We start from the raw sequence: 15,021 nt of genomic DNA on the forward strand, positions 1-15,021 counted from the left end.
CAGCGGGCACGCGATGGCCGGACTCCCAGGGGTGGTGCACGCTGTATTCGTGGGTGCCCGGCAGAGCCTCGCGCGTCTGCGGCAGTCCTGGCAATCGAGTCACGCGCTGCTGCTGCTTCCGATCGCGCTCATCCTGATCATCACGGTGGTGGACATCCGTACGCCCGAGAACGTGCATCTGGGACCCGCGCTGGTCATCGCTCCGGCGCTCACCCCGTCGATCGCCGGGCCCTGGGCGACCGGGATGGTGGGGGCGCTCGCGGTGGCGGCCCAGGCCTTCATCGGTGTGTTCCACGGCGGGATCGCCACTACGAACCACATCGTGCAGCTCGTCACGCTCGCCGTGCTCTCGGTGCTGATCGTGATCTACTGCGCGATCCGCGAGCGGCGCCGCGAGCAGTTGGCCCAGGTCCGGTCGGTGGCCGAGGCCGCCCAACACGTCCTGATGTGGCCGCTCCCGGAGCAGATCGGCCCGCTGCGGATCGCCTCCCTGTACATGGCCGCCGAGGAGGAGGCCCAGATCGGCGGCGATCTGTACGCCGCGACCACCCTGGTCGACGGCACGGTCCGGGTGCTCATCGGCGACGTGCGCGGCAAGGGCCTGCCCGCCATCGGTGAGGCCGCGCTGCTGCTGGGCTCCTTCCGCGAGTCGGCCCACCGGCACACCACCCTGCCGGATCTGGCCGCCACGCTGGAGCAGAGCATCAGCCGGTACGCGGCCGACTTCGAACCGCCCGAGGAGGTCGGCGAGCGCTTCGCCACCGCCCTGTTCGTGGAGATCCCCGGCGGCGACCCGATCACCCGGATGACCAGTTGCGGGCACCCTCCGCCGCTGCTGCTCAGCCCCGGCAGCGCGGTCAGTGTGCCGAGTCTGCATCCCTCGCCCCCCTTGGGTGTCGAGGGCACGAAGGCCGGCGACCACACGCTGGACGTGTTCTCCTTCGAGCCCGGCGACACCCTGCTGCTGTACACCGACGGCGTCATCGAGGCCCGGGACGCCGGCGGCCGCTTCTACCCTCTCGCGGAACGTGTCGCGCACTGGACCGACAGCAGCCCGGAGGCGCTGATGCACCACATCCGGCGCGACCTCCTGGCCCACACGGGTGGCCGCCTCGACGACGACGCGGCCCTCATCGCCCTCCACCGCACGTCCACCGTGCACCGCCGGCAGCACCACAAGGTCCTGGGCGGCCACAAGCACTGAAGTCGGGGGCCGGGTCCGGGGCCGGGGTCGAGGGGCGCCCCGGCCCCGGACCGGCCGGTCACGGCTTGCGGGCCACCGCTCCGTACATGGCGATGTCCGCGTCGCGGATGTTCCGTTCGCCGGAGCCGTCGGGGTGCCACTTGTGGACCTGGACGATGCCCGGCTCGACCAGTTCCAGGCCCTCGAAGAACTCGTGCGCCTCGTCGAGGGTGCGCAGCCGCATCGGCATGTTCCGGGCGGCGTACTCGCGGGCGACGCGGCCCACCTCCTGCGGCGCGAACTCGGCGGTACCGATGGACATCGCCAGGTAGCTGCCCGAGGGGAGCGGCTCCAGCAGGCGGCGGACGACGCCGACCGCGTCGTCCTCGTCGAGCATGAAGTGGACGATGGCGATCACCGTGAGCGCCACCGGCCGGGTGAGGTCGAGGGTGTCGCGCAGTTCGGGGGCGTCCAAAATGGCCGCCGGGTCGCGGAAGTCGGCCTCGATGTACGAGGTCTTGCCCTCGGGCGCGCTGGCCAGCAGGCCCTGGGAGAGGGTGAGGACGATCGGGTCGTTGTCGACGTACACCACCCGTGACTCGGGGGCCGCCGACTGCGCGATCTCGTGCAGGTTCGGGGAGGTGGGGATGCCGGTGCCGATGTCCAGGAACTGGCGCATCCCCGCCTGTTCGGCGAGCCAGGCCACGGCACGGTTCATCCAGTCGCGGTTGGCGCGCATGTGGACGGGCAGGGCGGGCCACTCCCGCGACATGGCGTCGCCCGCCTCCTTGTCGGCGGGGTAGTAGTCCTTGCCGCCCAGGATGTAGTCGTAGATCCGGGCGGAGTGGGCGTTCTCGGTGTCGATGCGGTCGGCCGGCCATCCGTTGTCGGGCAACGCCGTGTCTCCCATTCGAGTAGGGGGTGGGGGGTGAACACTGAGCGAAAGCAAGCGGGTCGGGCAGGAGGAGGGTCAGAGGAGGAAGTCGGCGTCACCCGCCTTCACGCCCGTCAGGAAGCTCGACATCTCCCGGGGTGTGAAGACCAGCGCGGGCCCGTCGGGGTCGGTCGACTGGCGCACGGCCACGCGCCCGTCGGCGAGCCGCTTCACTTCCACGCAGGCGCCTCCCACGTCGTCGCTCCACGGCTTGGACCAGCCGTGTGCGCCCAGTTCCCGGGACGGCATGCCGTTGCGTATGTGGTGGTGCACGTCAGAGCTCCTTGCGAATCGCACCGAGGAGGGCCTCGGTCTTGCGGGCGGGGGCCGCCTGGGCGGCCAGCCGGTCCAGGGCCTCGCGGTACACCACGACGTCGTCGCCCTTGTCGAGATAGACGGCGCCGACCAGGCCGCCGAGGTAGACGATGTCGGGCAGTTCGGGTGCCCGGAACCGGAACAGATGGAACGCGCCCGCCCGCATGGCCGGGTGCGGGCCGTTGGCGAACGCCATGATCTGCACCGTGACATGGGGCAGTCGGTTGACCTCGATGAGATGCTCGATCTGCGGGCGCATCACCTCGGCGCCCCCGATCGGCCAGCGCAGCACCGTCTCGTCCATCACGACCCACACGCGCGGAGGCACGTCGCGCGTGAGCAGCTCCTGCCGGCGCATGCGCAGGGCGACCCGGCGCGCCGTGGCCTCGGCCGGGGCGTGCGGATTGCCCGCGGTCAGCAGGGCGCGGGCGTAGTCCTCGGTCTGCAGCAGCCCGTGGACGAACTGGTTCTCGTAGGCACGGATCTGCAGCGCCGCCTGTTCCAGGCTCAGATAGGCGGCGAACCAGTCGGGCATGACGTCGCGGTACGTGTGCCACCAGCCGCGCTTGTTGGCCTCGCGGACGGACTGCAGGAACGTGTCGAGCTCCTGCTGGTCCGTCACCCCATAGGTCTGGAGCAGCTTTTCGACGTCCGCGAGCCGCAGCCGGGCGACCTTGGCGGCCTCCATCCGGCGGATCGTGGAGTGGCTGACCCCGATGGCGGCGCCCGCCCGCTCGTACGTCAGACCGGCGCGGGTGCGCAACTCCTCCAACTGCTTGCCGAGGATCATGCGCAGGACGGAGGGGGCGCCACCCCAGTCGGTCTCCACGGTCACGCCGTACCCCCTCCCGACCGGGCTCCGGGATCACCGTCTCACGCGAACGCCCGCAGCAGGCTCATTCGTTCAGTCCTTGACGGAAGCAGCATGCCCCTGGCGACTTGCACATTTCAACTTGCCGGTTGCGAGCCGGAGTTGGCGGATGGGAGAGTGGTCCTACGATCGCGGCTCGGCGAAGGAGCAGGCGACGCGGCCCAGTTGGGGGAGACCGGGCCGCACCCCGGGTGCCGTCAGGCGCCGGGAGTCGTCCACTCCTCCCGCAGGGCCGGCCGACGCGACAGCACCCGCACCCCCCACCGCGAGGCCGGACGAAAGGCGTACGGCGATGGCTCCGCCCTCCCTCCCTCAGCCGCTGGACCGACCCTCCACCAGACCACCCGGAGACGAGTTCGCCGGTCGACTCCCTGGGCCCGACGGCCCCGACCGCCTCGTCTCCGGGGCCGAACCACCGGACCGTACGCAGGTGTTGGTGCTGCCCGCGGCACCCGCCTCCGTCGCCGCGGCCCGCACAAGCGTGCGCGAGATGCTGGCCGCCCGGGGCATCTCCGGCGACGCGGAAGACATCGCTGTCATGGTGACCTCCGAGCTCGTCACCAACGCGCTCGCGCACTCGGGCAGCGAACGGATCGTGTGCCGGCTGCACATCGCCGCGGACCGGATCCGCGTCGAGGTCGAGGACCAGAACCGCGGGTCCTCGCTCCCGGAGCCCCGGCAGGCGGCCCCCGACGACCAGGGCGGCCGCGGGCTCTTCCTCGTCGAGGCGCTCAGCGCCGACTGGGGCGTCGCGCTCACCCCCCGCCGGTCCGGGCGGACCGTCTGGGCCGAGCTGACGACGGCCCCGGACACCGCCCCGGCGGACGAACCGCACCCGACCCGGCCCATCCCTCACTCGGCCGAAGGACTCTTACCTGATGGACCCGTCTCCGCTCCCTGACCCGCGCGCACCGCGCGCCCTGCCCTTCGCCCTCCGGCCGCGCGGCGCGAACCCGGTGCCGGGCGTGCGCAGGGCAGACCCGTCCTGGACCCGGACCCGCCCCAAGCCCGCACCCCACGACCCCCACCCACGCCCGGAAGACGACTCGGCGGACTGAACCGACCGCGACCGGCGCGCCCCCGATGTCCCTCGTCCGCGCCGGCCGGCTCGCGGGGCCGGCAGCCCGCTCCTAGCCTGAACCGGAAACTCCGTCAGAGGTCCCCGCCACAGGGAGAGAAGGCGCCTCCTCCCCATGCCCACCCCGCCCCCGCTCCGCCGAGCAGCCCGAAGAATCCGCCGCCGTGTGGTCACGGCCGTCCTCGGCACCCTGATCGGCGTGGCGACCGTCGCGGCGCCCGCCCGAGCCGAAATGACGGGCGTGACGGGCCAGAGGGACGTGGCCGACATGACGGAGTATCCGATCACCACGACCCCCGACGGCTTCCCCGCCGGGATCACCACGGGCCCGGACGGGGCGCTGTGGTTCGCCGAGTCGGGGACCAACCGGATCGGGCGGATCACGACTGCCGGGACCGTCACCGACCACGCCACACCGAGCTCGGACGGTGCGCCCTTCGATCTCGTCCTGGGACCGGACGACGCCCTGTGGTTCACCGAGCCGGGCGCGGCCCGCATCGGGCGGATCACCGCCTTTGGTGCCGTCACCGAGTTCCCGTTGCCCCGGGCCGACAGCGTGCCGCTCGGCATCACGCGCGGGCCGGACGACGCCCTGTGGTTCACCGAGCAGAACGCCAACAGGATCGGCCGGATCAGCACCCGAGGGAGCATCGGCGAGTTCGCGGTTCCCACGCCCGACAGCCATCCGTACACCATCGCCGCCGGGGCGGACGGCGCCCTGTGGTTCACGGAGTTGACCAGCGGGAAGATCGGCCGGATCACCGTGTCCGGCCGGATCACCGAGTTCGCGCTGCCCGGGGACGACGACTGCCCGAGGGACATCGTCGCCGGGCCCGGTGGCATGTGGTTCACCGCGTCCGGGTCGAACTCCGTGAACCGCATCAGCGCCTCCGGCCACCTCACCCGCTTCCCGCTGCCGCATCCCGACAGCGGTCCGGACGGGATCGCCCTGGGGCCCGACGGCCGGATCTGGCTCGCCGAACAGGCCGGCCGGATCGGCCGCCTGGCGCCCGGCGGACGGGCCGCCGACCGGATCACCGAGTTCCCGGTGCCGACCGGCGCCGACCGGGTCCCGTTCCAGATCACGACGGGCCCGGACCATGCCCTGTGGTTCACCGAAGCCGTCGGCAACGCCGTCGGCCACGTACGCGCCACGGCCCGCCGACCCCGGGGCAACGACACCGCCCTCCCGGCGCGCGGCCGCTGAACCTCCTCGACACGATCAACGCCCCGCCCGCTCTTGTTATGACACTCGTCATGAAGCACGCTGTTCCCGGGCGCCGATCGTGATCGCGCGCCCGGGACAGTGGATGCCGAGGGAACGGGAGGAAGCCGTGGGCGACAAGGCCGCGCGGGTCATGTGGGAGCGGTACGAGCCGGTGCACGACCTGATCTACTTCGCCCCGGAGGCGCGCGAGGCCGCGGACGGGCTGGGGATGCGCGGCTTCTGGATGGGGTACTTCGCGCTGCGCGCGGCCCCGCTCGGCGCCGTGCCCGCCTGTGTCGTCACCAGTTCCTTCTACGTCTTCCACCCCGCGCGCGTGGCTCGGGCCCTGCCCGACGCCTGGCGGTACGCCACCCCGGCCGAGGCCCTCGTCGCACGGGAGCAGGCCATGGACGCCGCGATGACCCGCCTGTTCGGGGCGGACGTCATCGCCTCGCCGGAGCTGGCCGAGGCCGCCGATCTGGCATGGGAGGCGGCGACGGCCGCCAATACGGCGGGCCGGGTGCTGGCCGCCGCGAACCAGGCCCTCGACCGCCCCGAGCGGCCGCATGTGCGGCTCTGGCAGGCCCTGACCACCCTGCGGGAGCACCGGGGCGACGGACACTTCGCCGTCCTGGTGAGCCTCGGCATCGGACCGGTCGAGGCGATGGTCCTGAAGGCGGCCGCCGACGAGGGGGACGCGCGGCTGCTGCGGGAGACCCGCCGGTGGGACGAATCGGCGTGGCAGGCGGCCGAGGACGCCCTGCGCGAGCTCGGCTGGCTGGACAAGGACGGCGCCCTCACACCCACCGGAACCGCCGGACGCCGGGCCGTCGAGGCGCGCACCGACCAGACCGCCGAACAGCCCTGGGCCGCCCTCGGCGCGGACGCCACCGAACGGCTCGCCGACCTGCTCGAACCCCTGGCCCGAACGGTCCGGGAGTCCGGCCTGCTGCCGTCGGGCAATCCGGTCGGCCTGGCCCGCACAGCGGGGCGCTGACCGGCTGTCGTACCCGGGCGTCCCCGCCCGGTGCGGGACGGGGACGCCCGGAGCGTCGGCTACCAGATCACCGGCAACCGCTCGGGAATGCGCTTCATGAACCCGGAAGTCGACCCCTGTCGAAGTGATCCAGTCCCCAGCGGGCGAGGGCGTGCAGGCGTCGGGCGGAGAAGTAGCTGTTGCCCGGGGACACACCGATCACGGCATGTGCGCCCTCGCCGAGGACGACGTCGCAGTGGGACGTGTAGGGCTGAACCTCGAAGACGTCGGCCATCAGCACGGATGCTGTGGTCAAGGGGGCTACCCTCCGCCGCGCGCTGGTCCCGACAGGGCCCTGTGCCCCGGGTGTGGCGACGCGGCGCCCTCACGCCAGCCGCACCGGACCGACACAGGTCGTAACTGATCGGATTTGGCTGAAATTCGTCGTAGCAATGGTCGAAGTGCCCTGTAATTCAGAAGCCTTCGGGATGCCGGAGGTGAGATTGTGACGTCCGATGGCCCGTTCGGGCCGCAGGGGGAGGAAACACCACGATGAATCGCATGCGCACGTCCGCGACGGTCCTGGCCACGGCCGGGCTCGTCACCGCCGCCCAGCTGGGCCTCGCCTCAGTCGCGTCCGCGCAGACGTCGGCGCCGACGAGCTCCAACTGTCCGATCAGCCTCGTCTACCCGAGCCGCTTCTACGTCGACTCGCACGGCTGGGTCACCAACGGCGGTCTCTACTTCGGGATCAAGAACAAGAGCACGACCAAGAGCTTCTCGAAGGTCACCTTGACGGTCACCGACGTGAAGAACATCCGCTTCGGCACGGCCAAGCCCACCGGCGGCAAGATCACCAAGAACACGACCAAGGTCGTGTCGGTGTACACGCTGTCGCTGAAGAAGAAGGCCAGCCTCGGCATGAAGGTGCCGACGCACCTGCTGAACACCCACACCTACAAGGTGAAGTTCACGCTGAAGGGCACCGGCTGGAACTGCGCCTCGGACCAGGGCACCTGGGGCGCCTGAGCCCCCGCTGACCGTACGCTGGTCGCCGTGGTCAAGCGCGGCGACGAATCAGGCGAGGAGCCGGGCACCGCGGTGTCCCGGCTCACCGGTCGCCCGGTCACGGGCGACCGGGCGTTGTCCGGGAGCCTCACCGAGGTGACGCTCGACGACGGGCCGGTGGTGATCGCCAAACGCGGCGACGCCCCCGGCGCCGTCCGGGCCGAGGCGGCCGGACTGCGCTGGCTGGCCGCCGCCGGGGCGGTCCGGGTACCTCAGGTGTACGGCCACGACGAGCGGTGGTTGGTGATCGAGCGCGTTCCCACCGGACGCGCCGACGCCGAGACGGCGATCCGTTTCGGCCACACACTCGCCGCCCTGCACGGCGCCGGGGCGCCGGCCTTCGGCGCCCCGCCGCCCGGCGGCCCCGAGGAGGCGTACATCGGCCTCGCCCCCATGCGTGACGTCCCCGGCTCCGACTGGCCGCGCTGGTACGCCGAGCACCGCGTGCTGCCGTATCTGCGCGGCGCGGTCGACAACGGCACGGTGCGCCCCGGCGAGGCGGCCGTCGTGGAGCGCGTCTGCGAGCGGTTGCCGGAGCTGGCGGGCCCCGCCGAACCGCCCGCCCGGCTGCACGGCGACCTGTGGAACGGCAATGTGCTGTGGGGCGCCGACGGCCAGGTCTGGCTCATCGACCCGGCCGCGCACGGCGGACACCGGGAGACCGACCTGGCGATGCTCCACCTCTTCGGCTGCCCCCACCTCGACCGCGTACTCGACGGCTACCGGGCGGCCGCGCCCCTGGCCGACGGCTGGGAGGAACGCGTCGGCACGCACCAGCTGTTCCCGTTGCTGGTGCACGCGGTGCTCTTCGGCCGCGGGTACGCGGAACAGGCCCTCGCCCTCGCCCGACGGGCCCTCGCGACCTGACCGGCCGCTACTCCCCCTCGTCCGGGCTGCCCATCTGGCCGGACTTGATGTAGCGGGCCAGGTTGAGGTGGTCCCCGTGCTCCTCACGCAGGCCCTCCGCCCACAGCACGCTCTGCGTGCCCTCGTGCTTGACCATGCCGGGGCTCACGCCGATCCGGAAGCCGCCGGGCAGCGGCTTGCCGTCGCGGTAGGGCAGGAAGTCGAGGGGGCTCGGGCCGTCGGAGGCGTAAACCGCGCAGTCGGAGAGGACCGCCACCGGGTACTGGCCGGTCGCCCGGGCCGTGGCGTGCATCTTGCGGTGCATGTTGACCCGCGCCTTGGAGATGACGGCGGCGCGGATGTCGGGCCGCCAGGTCGGCCGCTCCAGCGCCGGCCAGCGCTCCCCCGGACGCCAGCCGGTGCGGGCCCGCTCACGCAGCTTGCCGATGCCGCCCTTGACGGTGGCCTTGATCGCCGCAAGGACGACCGCCAGCTGCGGATCCTGGTCCTTGTGTCCGCTCATCGCGGCCAGGAAGTCGGCGGGGCTCAGGCCGGTGGTGACCCCGAGGTCGGCCATGGTGGCGATGTACGCGTCCCGCAGGCGGGTGTACCAGGCGTCCAGGTACGGGCCGTGCTCGGGGCGGATGTACGCCTCCAACGGGGCGACCTCGTAGCCGAGTTCCTGCGCGTACGCCACGGTCGGCGTCGCGTACCAGGCCGGGCCGAGCGGCGCGTCGCCGTCCGGGGTGAACGGGCTCGGCAGGCGCGGGTCCAGCCGGACGTGGGACAGGTCGACCAGCCAGGAGCCGGGCAGCGCCGGATCGAAGGCGGGGTTGTTCCGGTGCACCGGCGCGCCGAGGCCGACCACCGTGCGGTTGGCGGCCGCCGCGAAGGCCATGTTGACGTCGATGCCGACGAGGTACGGCCGCATGCACTCCTCGTCGGTCAGCGGCCGGGCCCAGTCGTAGGCCTCCTCGCGCAGTACCTCGTCCGGGGTGCGCTGGTGGAAGCGCGGCAGGTGGGCGAGGAGCGGGTGGCCGTCGGGCGCCTCGCACGGGGCGCAGTCGACCGCCCGGGTCAGGGCGCCCGGGTTCGGGGCTGACACCCACTGGCCGTTGTCGTCCTGGACGGCGCGGGTCGGCGGGTGCAGCGCGGTCATCAGCTCCAGGCCGGTGACGGCGGTGGAGCCGCGCGGGGTCAGGACACGGGTGGCGTACGTGCCGAGAACGCGGGCGAGTTCGACGGGCAGCAGCGCGGCGGCGTCGCCCCAGTGCCGGGCGTCGAGGGCGTGCCAGGACGGCAGGCAGAGCTGGACGCAGTTGCGCTGGGCGCCCTGCGCGGGCCGGTAGATCCGCGCCCAGGGGCCGAAGCCGCGCTTGGTGAGCTGCCAGTCGGCCTTCTTCAACTGCCGGACCACCTTGTGGGAGTCCGGGATACGGCCCGCCAGGCGCTCCTCGTCGCTGAGCGAGGCGGGCAGCCCGTACCGTTCGCACGCCGCCGCGGTCAGCACGACGAGCGGGTCGGCGTCCTTGCCCGACCGGTGCAGACGGGCCTGACCCAGCCTCGCCTCCGCCAGCGTCCACTCCACCAGCGCCGGAAGCGACTTGGCGGGCACGTCGAGCACCAGGCCGCCGACGCAGTAGGCGCTGACCTCTCCGTCGACGGCGTCGACGACAGCGAGCGGGCCGTGGGCGAAGCGGGGGTCGACGGCGTCGCCCTGCGCGGAGGCGGCAGCGGCGCGGGGTGACTTGGCCGGGGGGCGGGTCGCGCCGGCTGCGCTCCGTGACGACGTGGACGCGGTCCGGGGCGAGTTGGGCGCGCTCTTCCGTGCCACAGCGGGTCGGCCACCGCCCGCACCCGGGACCTGCTCCGCAGCGGGCCGCTGCTCCCCCTCCTGCCCCTGCCCCTGTCCCTGCTCCTGCTCCTGCTCCTGCTCCTGCTCCTGCTCCTGCTCCTGCTCCTGCTCCTGGGCCACCGAAGCGGCGGGCGCTCCCGGGTAGCGATGGGCGAGGCCGTCGAGAAGCCTGCGGTAGGCCTCCAGCCGTTCGCCCTTCGGCTCGGCGCGGCCCGCCTCCCAGGCCTGGATGCTGGGCACGCGTACGCCGAGGGCCTGGGCCACGGCGGCCTGGGTCAGCCCGGCGGCCTCGCGCAGCCGTACCCGCTCGGCGGGGGCGGGCAGCACGGTGCCGCCGTCGACGGCGGCGAGCAGCGAGTCGACGGCCGCGAACAGCTCGTCGGGCTGGTCGGTCATTTCCACATCCGTCTTTCTACCGGACGCCCTGGCGGATCTCTTCGAGCCGGGTCGTCAACCGCTGATGGCGCTGCGAGGCGGCCTGGGAGGAATTCAGGCCCTGGTGCCCGGCGATCTGCCGCCAGTCCATACCGCGCCGCCGGGCCTCCATCACCACCTGGCTCTCCAGGCGGTCGAGTTGGTGCCGCAGTTCCTCGAAAAGGCTGAGGGCGGCGCCGACGTCGTCCACGGTCACGTCCGCCGCCGGCTCGCCGTCGCCCCGCGGGTCGCGAGCGGCGGCCGCCAGCAGCCGCCCGAGCAGCGCCGCGTCCCGTGCGACGAGGTGCGCCGGAGCGGTTCCGTCCGCGGACGGCGGCGCCAGCGCGGACAGCCGGTGGCGGGCGTCGGCGTGAACGTCGACGGGGGCGTCATGTGCCATGCGGGCATGCTATCCCAGCCAAACAACGGAACAACGTTTCGTTTATTCCTTAACCCAGGCTTAATTCCCGCCGGGATTACTCAGAGTAAGGAAACCAACCACCCGTTCGATTCGTATAAGTGGATGGAAGCTTTGAACAGGGAGAGACCATGCAGCCGTTCACGCTCAACTACGCACGCCCCGCTGTGCAGTTGGAAGTCACCAGTCCGTACGCGTACGACTCCGGACTGCAGTTGAACGTGTTCCCCGATGGCCGGATCGCAGCCACCGATCACGCAACGCTCCGAGCGCTGGGGACCACGACCTCCACGGCGGGCTCCAAGACGCACTTCGACGACTGATCGCGGGCACCGACGATGACCGTGCTCATCCTGACCTCCGACGAGGACGTGACGGCGGACATGGTGGTCCTCCGGCTCAACGAGACCGGCGTGCCCGTCGTCCGGCTCGACCCCGCCGACCTCACCAGCGGGGTCGCCCTCTCGGGCGAGTACATCCAGGGCGTCTACCGCGGACATGTGTCCGTCGGGGGCCGCCTGGTGAGCGTGAACGGGCTGCGCTCCATCTGGGTGCGCAGACCCGGAGTCGCGGCCGCCCGGGCCGCCCAGCCGACCACCTGGCTGACGGAGGAGTCCTCCCAGGCGCTGTACGGCATGCTGCGCGGCACCGACGCGCGCTGGATGAACCATCCCGACGCCGCCCGCCGGGCCCGCCACAAGCCCTGGCAGCTGCGGCTGGCCCAGCGCAGCGGGCTGCCCGTGCCGGCGACGTTGATCACGACGTTCCCGCAGGCCGCCCGGGAGTTCGCGGAGCGCTTCCCGGATCTGGTGGTCAAGCCGGTGTCCGGCGCGCATCCGCAGGAGCCGCCGCGGGCGGTGCCGACCAGCCGGGTGGCGCCGGACGCCGACTTCGGGGCCGTCGCCTTCGGCCCGACGCTGCTGCAACGGCGGGTCGCCAAGCGGGCCGACATCCGCCTGACCGCCGTGGGCGACCGGTTGCTGGCCGCGCGCAAGGCGGTCGCCCCGGACGCCGATCCGAACGATGTGGACGTCCGTTTCGCCCCGTCCACCTCCACCTGGGCACCCGTGGACGTGCCCCCGCGCGTCGCGGCCGCCGTGCTCACCTATCTGAAGGAAGCGGAACTCGCCTACGGCGCCTTCGACTTCGCGGAGGACGGCGACGGGATCTGGTGGTTCCTGGAGTGCAACCAGTCGGGTCAGTTCGGCTTCGTCGAGATGGACACCGAGCAGCCGATCGCGCATTCCATAGCCGAGTGGCTGGCGCATGATGCCGAGCCGGGTAGGACGTACGTCAACGGCGCTAGGAGGGCGACTTCTTGACGACCATCACGGAGGACGGCGGCCTGCGCATCGGGCTGCTCGGCACGGGGCCGTGGGCGCAGGCGGCGTACGCCCCCGCGCTGAGCAAGCACGGCGACCTGCGCTTTACGGGAGTGTGGGGCCGCCGCCCGGACGCCGCCGCGGCCCTGGCGGAGCGGTACGGCACGCGGGCGTACGACGACGTGGACGCCCTGCTGGACGAGGTCGACGCGGTGGCCGTGGCGCTGCCTCCGTCCGTACAGGCGGACCTCGCGGTGCGCGCGGCCCGCGCGGGCTGTCATCTGCTCCTGGACAAACCGCTCGCCCTGAGCGCGGCCGACGCCCGGGCCGTGGTCGACGCGACCGACCGGGCCGGTGTGGCCTCGGTGGTGTTCTTCACCACACGCTTCCAGGCGGAGCCGCGGGCCTGGATCGCCGAGCAGGCCGCCACGGCGGGCTGGTTCACCGCGCGGGCCGAGTGGCTCGGCGCGGTCTTCACCAGCGACAGCCCCTTCGCCGCCTCGCCCTGGCGCAGGGCGAAGGGGGCGCTGTGGGACGTGGGCCCGCACGCCCTGTCCGTCCTGCTGCCGGTCCTGGGAGACGTCCGGGGCGTGACGGCGGCGGCCCACGGTCCCGGGGACACCGTCCATCTGGTCCTCGACCACGTCACCGACGCGTCGAGCTCCGTGACGCTGAGCCTCACCGCCCCGCCCGCCGCGGCGGGGGCCGCCGTCGAACTCCGGGGAGAGGCCGGGGTGACCCTGCTGCCGGGCAGCTCCGAGGGAGCGGTCCCGGCCCTCGCCCGGGCGGCCGACACCCTCCTGACGGCCGCCCGCACCCGCCGCCCGCACTCCTGCGACGCGGCGTTCGGCCTCCGCGTCACCGAGATCCTCGCGGCGGCGGAAGATCGACTGACCACGGACGCGGGGTCCGGGCGTAGCGTAGGGATGTGAGTTCGGCGCGCGACCGCAGGTCGCGCAGGTACCCGGAGGAACGCGGCTGGCTGCGGGGCGCACCACCGCCGTGGTGGGTGCGCGCGCTGCCCATCGTCCTGCTGGCGGGCGTCACCACGGCCACGCTGATCAGTCCCAGCCAGGTGGACATCGGGTTCCTGCTCGGCGCGATTCCGCCGCTGGCCGTGCTGTCGTACGGCCCCGTGGCCACCGCGCTGCTCGGCGTGCTGGTCATCGCGGTGCTGCACATTCCCGCCACGCATCTGAACCGCCCCGGCGACACGGATCTGCTGACCATCGCCTTCGTCGCCGTACTGAGCGTGTTCGTCTCGTACGTCCGCAGTCACCGGGACGCCCAGCTGAACACGGAGCGGACGGTCGCCGAGGCCGTGCAGCGGGCCGTGGTGCCGAAGCTTCCGGCACGGGTCGGGCCGATCGGCTGCTCGGGGCTGTACCGGACCGCGCAGCAGGGGACGCTGGTCGGCGGGGACTTCTTCGACGTGCGGGAGGGGCCGTACGGCGTCCGGGCGGTGATGGGCGACGTGCAGGGGCACGGTCTGGCGGCCGTCTCGACGGTGGTGTCGCTGCTGGGTGCCTTCCGGGAGGCGGTGCTGGACCAGCCGGACCTGGAGGGGGTCGCGGGCCGCATGGACCGGAGGCTGACGGTCGACTCCGCGGACCGGCCGCACGCCGAGCTGTTCGCCACGGCCGTGGTGCTGGAGTTCTCCGCCGACGCCCGCACGGTGCGGATCGTGGCGAGCGGCCATCCGGCTCCCGTGCTGCTGCACGACGGGCAGGCCCGCGAGATCACGGTCTCGGCCGGCACCCCGCTCGGGATCGGCATCGCCGGGATCGACCGCCCCAAGGAGGTCTCGGTGGCGTTGGAGCCCGGCGACCGGCTGTTCCTGGCCTCCGACGGCGTGTGGGAGGGCCGGAACGAGTCCGGCGCCTTCTATCCGCTGACGCAGCGGCTCACGGAGCTCTCCACGGCTGACCCGGCCGAGCTGACCGTCCTGATCTGGGAGGATCTGCTGCGGCACTGCGGCGGCGACGTCAGCGACGACGCCACCATGCTCGTCCTCACCACGTCACCGCCCCGCACGACGTAGGTCAGCCCACGTCCCACAGGAAGCGGTGGGTGTGGATGGCGAAGTACGGGAACGACCGCACCTCGCGTACGCCCTCGATCTGCCGCACCACGTCGTTGACGAAGTCCAGCAGGTCCTTCGGGCCGGGGGTGACCACCTCGGCGAACAGGTCGAAGCCGCCCGAGGTGAGCACCGAGTAGACGACCTCCGGGCGGTCGGCGAGCGCGTCGGCGACGGCGCGAGGATCGCCGTCCACGCCGATGCCGAGCAGCGCCATGGCCTGCCCGCCCATCGCCATCGGGTCGGTGACGCCGACGACCTGGACGGCCTTGGTGTCCAGCAGCCGCTGGAGCCGCTGCCGGGCCGCCGAGGCGGACAGACCGACCTTCGGGCCGAGATCGGCGTACGCGACGCGCCCGTCGGTCTGCAGTTCGCGCAGGATGGCCCGGTCGATCTCGTCCACGGTCCTCGTACTTCCCTTCCGGCCGGCTCGGGGTCACCCTATCGGCGGGTC

General features: G+C 72.7%; 17 protein-coding genes. 10 read left to right on the forward strand and 7 right to left on the reverse strand.

Annotated elements, in window-relative coordinates; genetic code table 11:
• Positions 1-13: 13 nt before the first annotated feature.
• On the forward strand, positions 14-1,204 hold the full coding sequence (locus tag ACWGKT_RS31260; RefSeq protein ID WP_453276365.1) for a PP2C family protein-serine/threonine phosphatase: 1,191 nt from the start codon (positions 14-16) through the stop codon (positions 1,202-1,204).
• Between the two features lie 58 nt (positions 1,205-1,262).
• Here ACWGKT_RS31260 and ACWGKT_RS31265 read toward each other — a convergent pair whose 3' ends face one another.
• From ACWGKT_RS31265 to ACWGKT_RS31275, 3 genes are all read right to left on the reverse strand, one after another.
• Positions 1,263-2,078 (reverse strand): SAM-dependent methyltransferase, encoded by an 816-nt coding sequence (locus tag ACWGKT_RS31265; RefSeq protein ID WP_356141323.1) that lies wholly within the window; start codon positions 2,076-2,078, stop codon positions 1,263-1,265.
• Between the two features lie 75 nt (positions 2,079-2,153).
• Positions 2,154-2,366: a DUF397 domain-containing protein gene (locus tag ACWGKT_RS31270; RefSeq protein ID WP_453276366.1), complete on the reverse strand. Its 213-nt coding sequence runs from the start codon at positions 2,364-2,366 to the stop codon at positions 2,154-2,156.
• Positions 2,367-2,391: 25 nt separating this feature from the next.
• Positions 2,392-3,267, reverse strand: coding sequence for a helix-turn-helix domain-containing protein (locus tag ACWGKT_RS31275; protein WP_453276326.1), 876 nt, complete (start codon positions 3,265-3,267; stop codon positions 2,392-2,394).
• Between the two features lie 466 nt (positions 3,268-3,733).
• Between ACWGKT_RS31275 and ACWGKT_RS31280 the strand changes: the two genes are divergently transcribed.
• From ACWGKT_RS31280 to ACWGKT_RS31290, 3 genes are all read left to right on the forward strand, one after another.
• Complete coding sequence (locus ACWGKT_RS31280; RefSeq protein ID WP_453276327.1) at positions 3,734-4,204, forward strand: ATP-binding protein; 471 nt, start codon at positions 3,734-3,736, stop codon at positions 4,202-4,204.
• Between the two features lie 292 nt (positions 4,205-4,496).
• Positions 4,497-5,588, forward strand: coding sequence for a Vgb family protein (locus ACWGKT_RS31285; RefSeq protein ID WP_453276328.1), 1,092 nt, complete (start codon positions 4,497-4,499; stop codon positions 5,586-5,588).
• Positions 5,589-5,691: 103 nt separating this feature from the next.
• On the forward strand, positions 5,692-6,585 hold the full coding sequence (locus ACWGKT_RS31290; RefSeq protein WP_453276329.1) for an SCO6745 family protein: 894 nt from the start codon (positions 5,692-5,694) through the stop codon (positions 6,583-6,585).
• 94 nt (positions 6,586-6,679) lie between these two features.
• On the opposite strand, the gene ACWGKT_RS31295 is transcribed toward ACWGKT_RS31290, so the two are convergent.
• Positions 6,680-6,880 (reverse strand): tRNA-dependent cyclodipeptide synthase, encoded by a 201-nt coding sequence (locus tag ACWGKT_RS31295; RefSeq protein ID WP_453276330.1) that lies wholly within the window; start codon positions 6,878-6,880, stop codon positions 6,680-6,682.
• A 245-nt stretch (positions 6,881-7,125) separates the two neighbouring features.
• Between ACWGKT_RS31295 and ACWGKT_RS31300 the strand changes: the two genes are divergently transcribed.
• Both ACWGKT_RS31300 and ACWGKT_RS31305 read left to right on the forward strand, forming a co-directional pair.
• The gene (locus tag ACWGKT_RS31300) at positions 7,126-7,593 is read left to right on the forward strand and encodes a hypothetical protein (RefSeq protein ID WP_453276331.1); all 468 of its coding nucleotides are present in this window, start codon (positions 7,126-7,128) and stop codon (positions 7,591-7,593) included.
• 27 nt (positions 7,594-7,620) lie between these two features.
• A complete protein-coding gene (locus tag ACWGKT_RS31305) occupies positions 7,621-8,499 on the forward strand; it encodes a fructosamine kinase family protein (protein ID WP_453276332.1) in 879 nt (292 codons plus the stop codon).
• Between the two features lie 7 nt (positions 8,500-8,506).
• On the opposite strand, the gene tap is transcribed toward ACWGKT_RS31305, so the two are convergent.
• Together tap and ACWGKT_RS31315 are read right to left on the reverse strand one after the other, a co-directional pair.
• Positions 8,507-10,729 (reverse strand): telomere-associated protein Tap, encoded by a 2,223-nt coding sequence (gene tap, locus ACWGKT_RS31310; protein ID WP_453276333.1) that lies wholly within the window; start codon positions 10,727-10,729, stop codon positions 8,507-8,509.
• 16 nt (positions 10,730-10,745) lie between these two features.
• A complete protein-coding gene (locus tag ACWGKT_RS31315) occupies positions 10,746-11,147 on the reverse strand; it encodes a hypothetical protein (protein ID WP_453276334.1) in 402 nt (133 codons plus the stop codon).
• Between the two features lie 149 nt (positions 11,148-11,296).
• On the opposite strand from ACWGKT_RS31315, the gene tgmA reads away from it, so the two are divergent.
• From tgmA to ACWGKT_RS31335, 4 genes are read left to right on the forward strand one after another with little or no spacing between them, the layout of a single operon-like run.
• Positions 11,297-11,488, forward strand: a complete 192-nt coding sequence (gene tgmA, locus ACWGKT_RS31320; RefSeq protein WP_356141341.1) for a putative ATP-grasp-modified RiPP — start codon at positions 11,297-11,299, stop codon at positions 11,486-11,488.
• Between the two features lie 15 nt (positions 11,489-11,503).
• Entirely contained in the window at positions 11,504-12,487 is a 984-nt protein-coding gene (gene tgmB / locus ACWGKT_RS31325) for an ATP-grasp ribosomal peptide maturase (protein ID WP_356141343.1), read from the forward strand.
• A 23-nt stretch (positions 12,488-12,510) separates the two neighbouring features.
• Entirely contained in the window at positions 12,511-13,419 is a 909-nt protein-coding gene (locus ACWGKT_RS31330) for a Gfo/Idh/MocA family protein (RefSeq protein WP_453276367.1), read from the forward strand.
• Positions 13,416-14,528: a PP2C family protein-serine/threonine phosphatase gene (locus ACWGKT_RS31335; RefSeq protein WP_453276335.1), complete on the forward strand. Its 1,113-nt coding sequence runs from the start codon at positions 13,416-13,418 to the stop codon at positions 14,526-14,528. The genes ACWGKT_RS31330 and ACWGKT_RS31335 overlap by 4 nt, the downstream gene beginning before the upstream one ends.
• Position 14,529: 1 nt before the next feature.
• Here ACWGKT_RS31335 and ACWGKT_RS31340 read toward each other — a convergent pair whose 3' ends face one another.
• A complete protein-coding gene (locus ACWGKT_RS31340) occupies positions 14,530-14,970 on the reverse strand; it encodes an Lrp/AsnC family transcriptional regulator (RefSeq protein WP_356141347.1) in 441 nt (146 codons plus the stop codon).
• Between the last annotated feature and the right edge of the window lie 51 nt (positions 14,971-15,021).

The sequence above is a fragment of the Streptomyces sp. NPDC054794 genome (genome assembly GCF_053611585.1).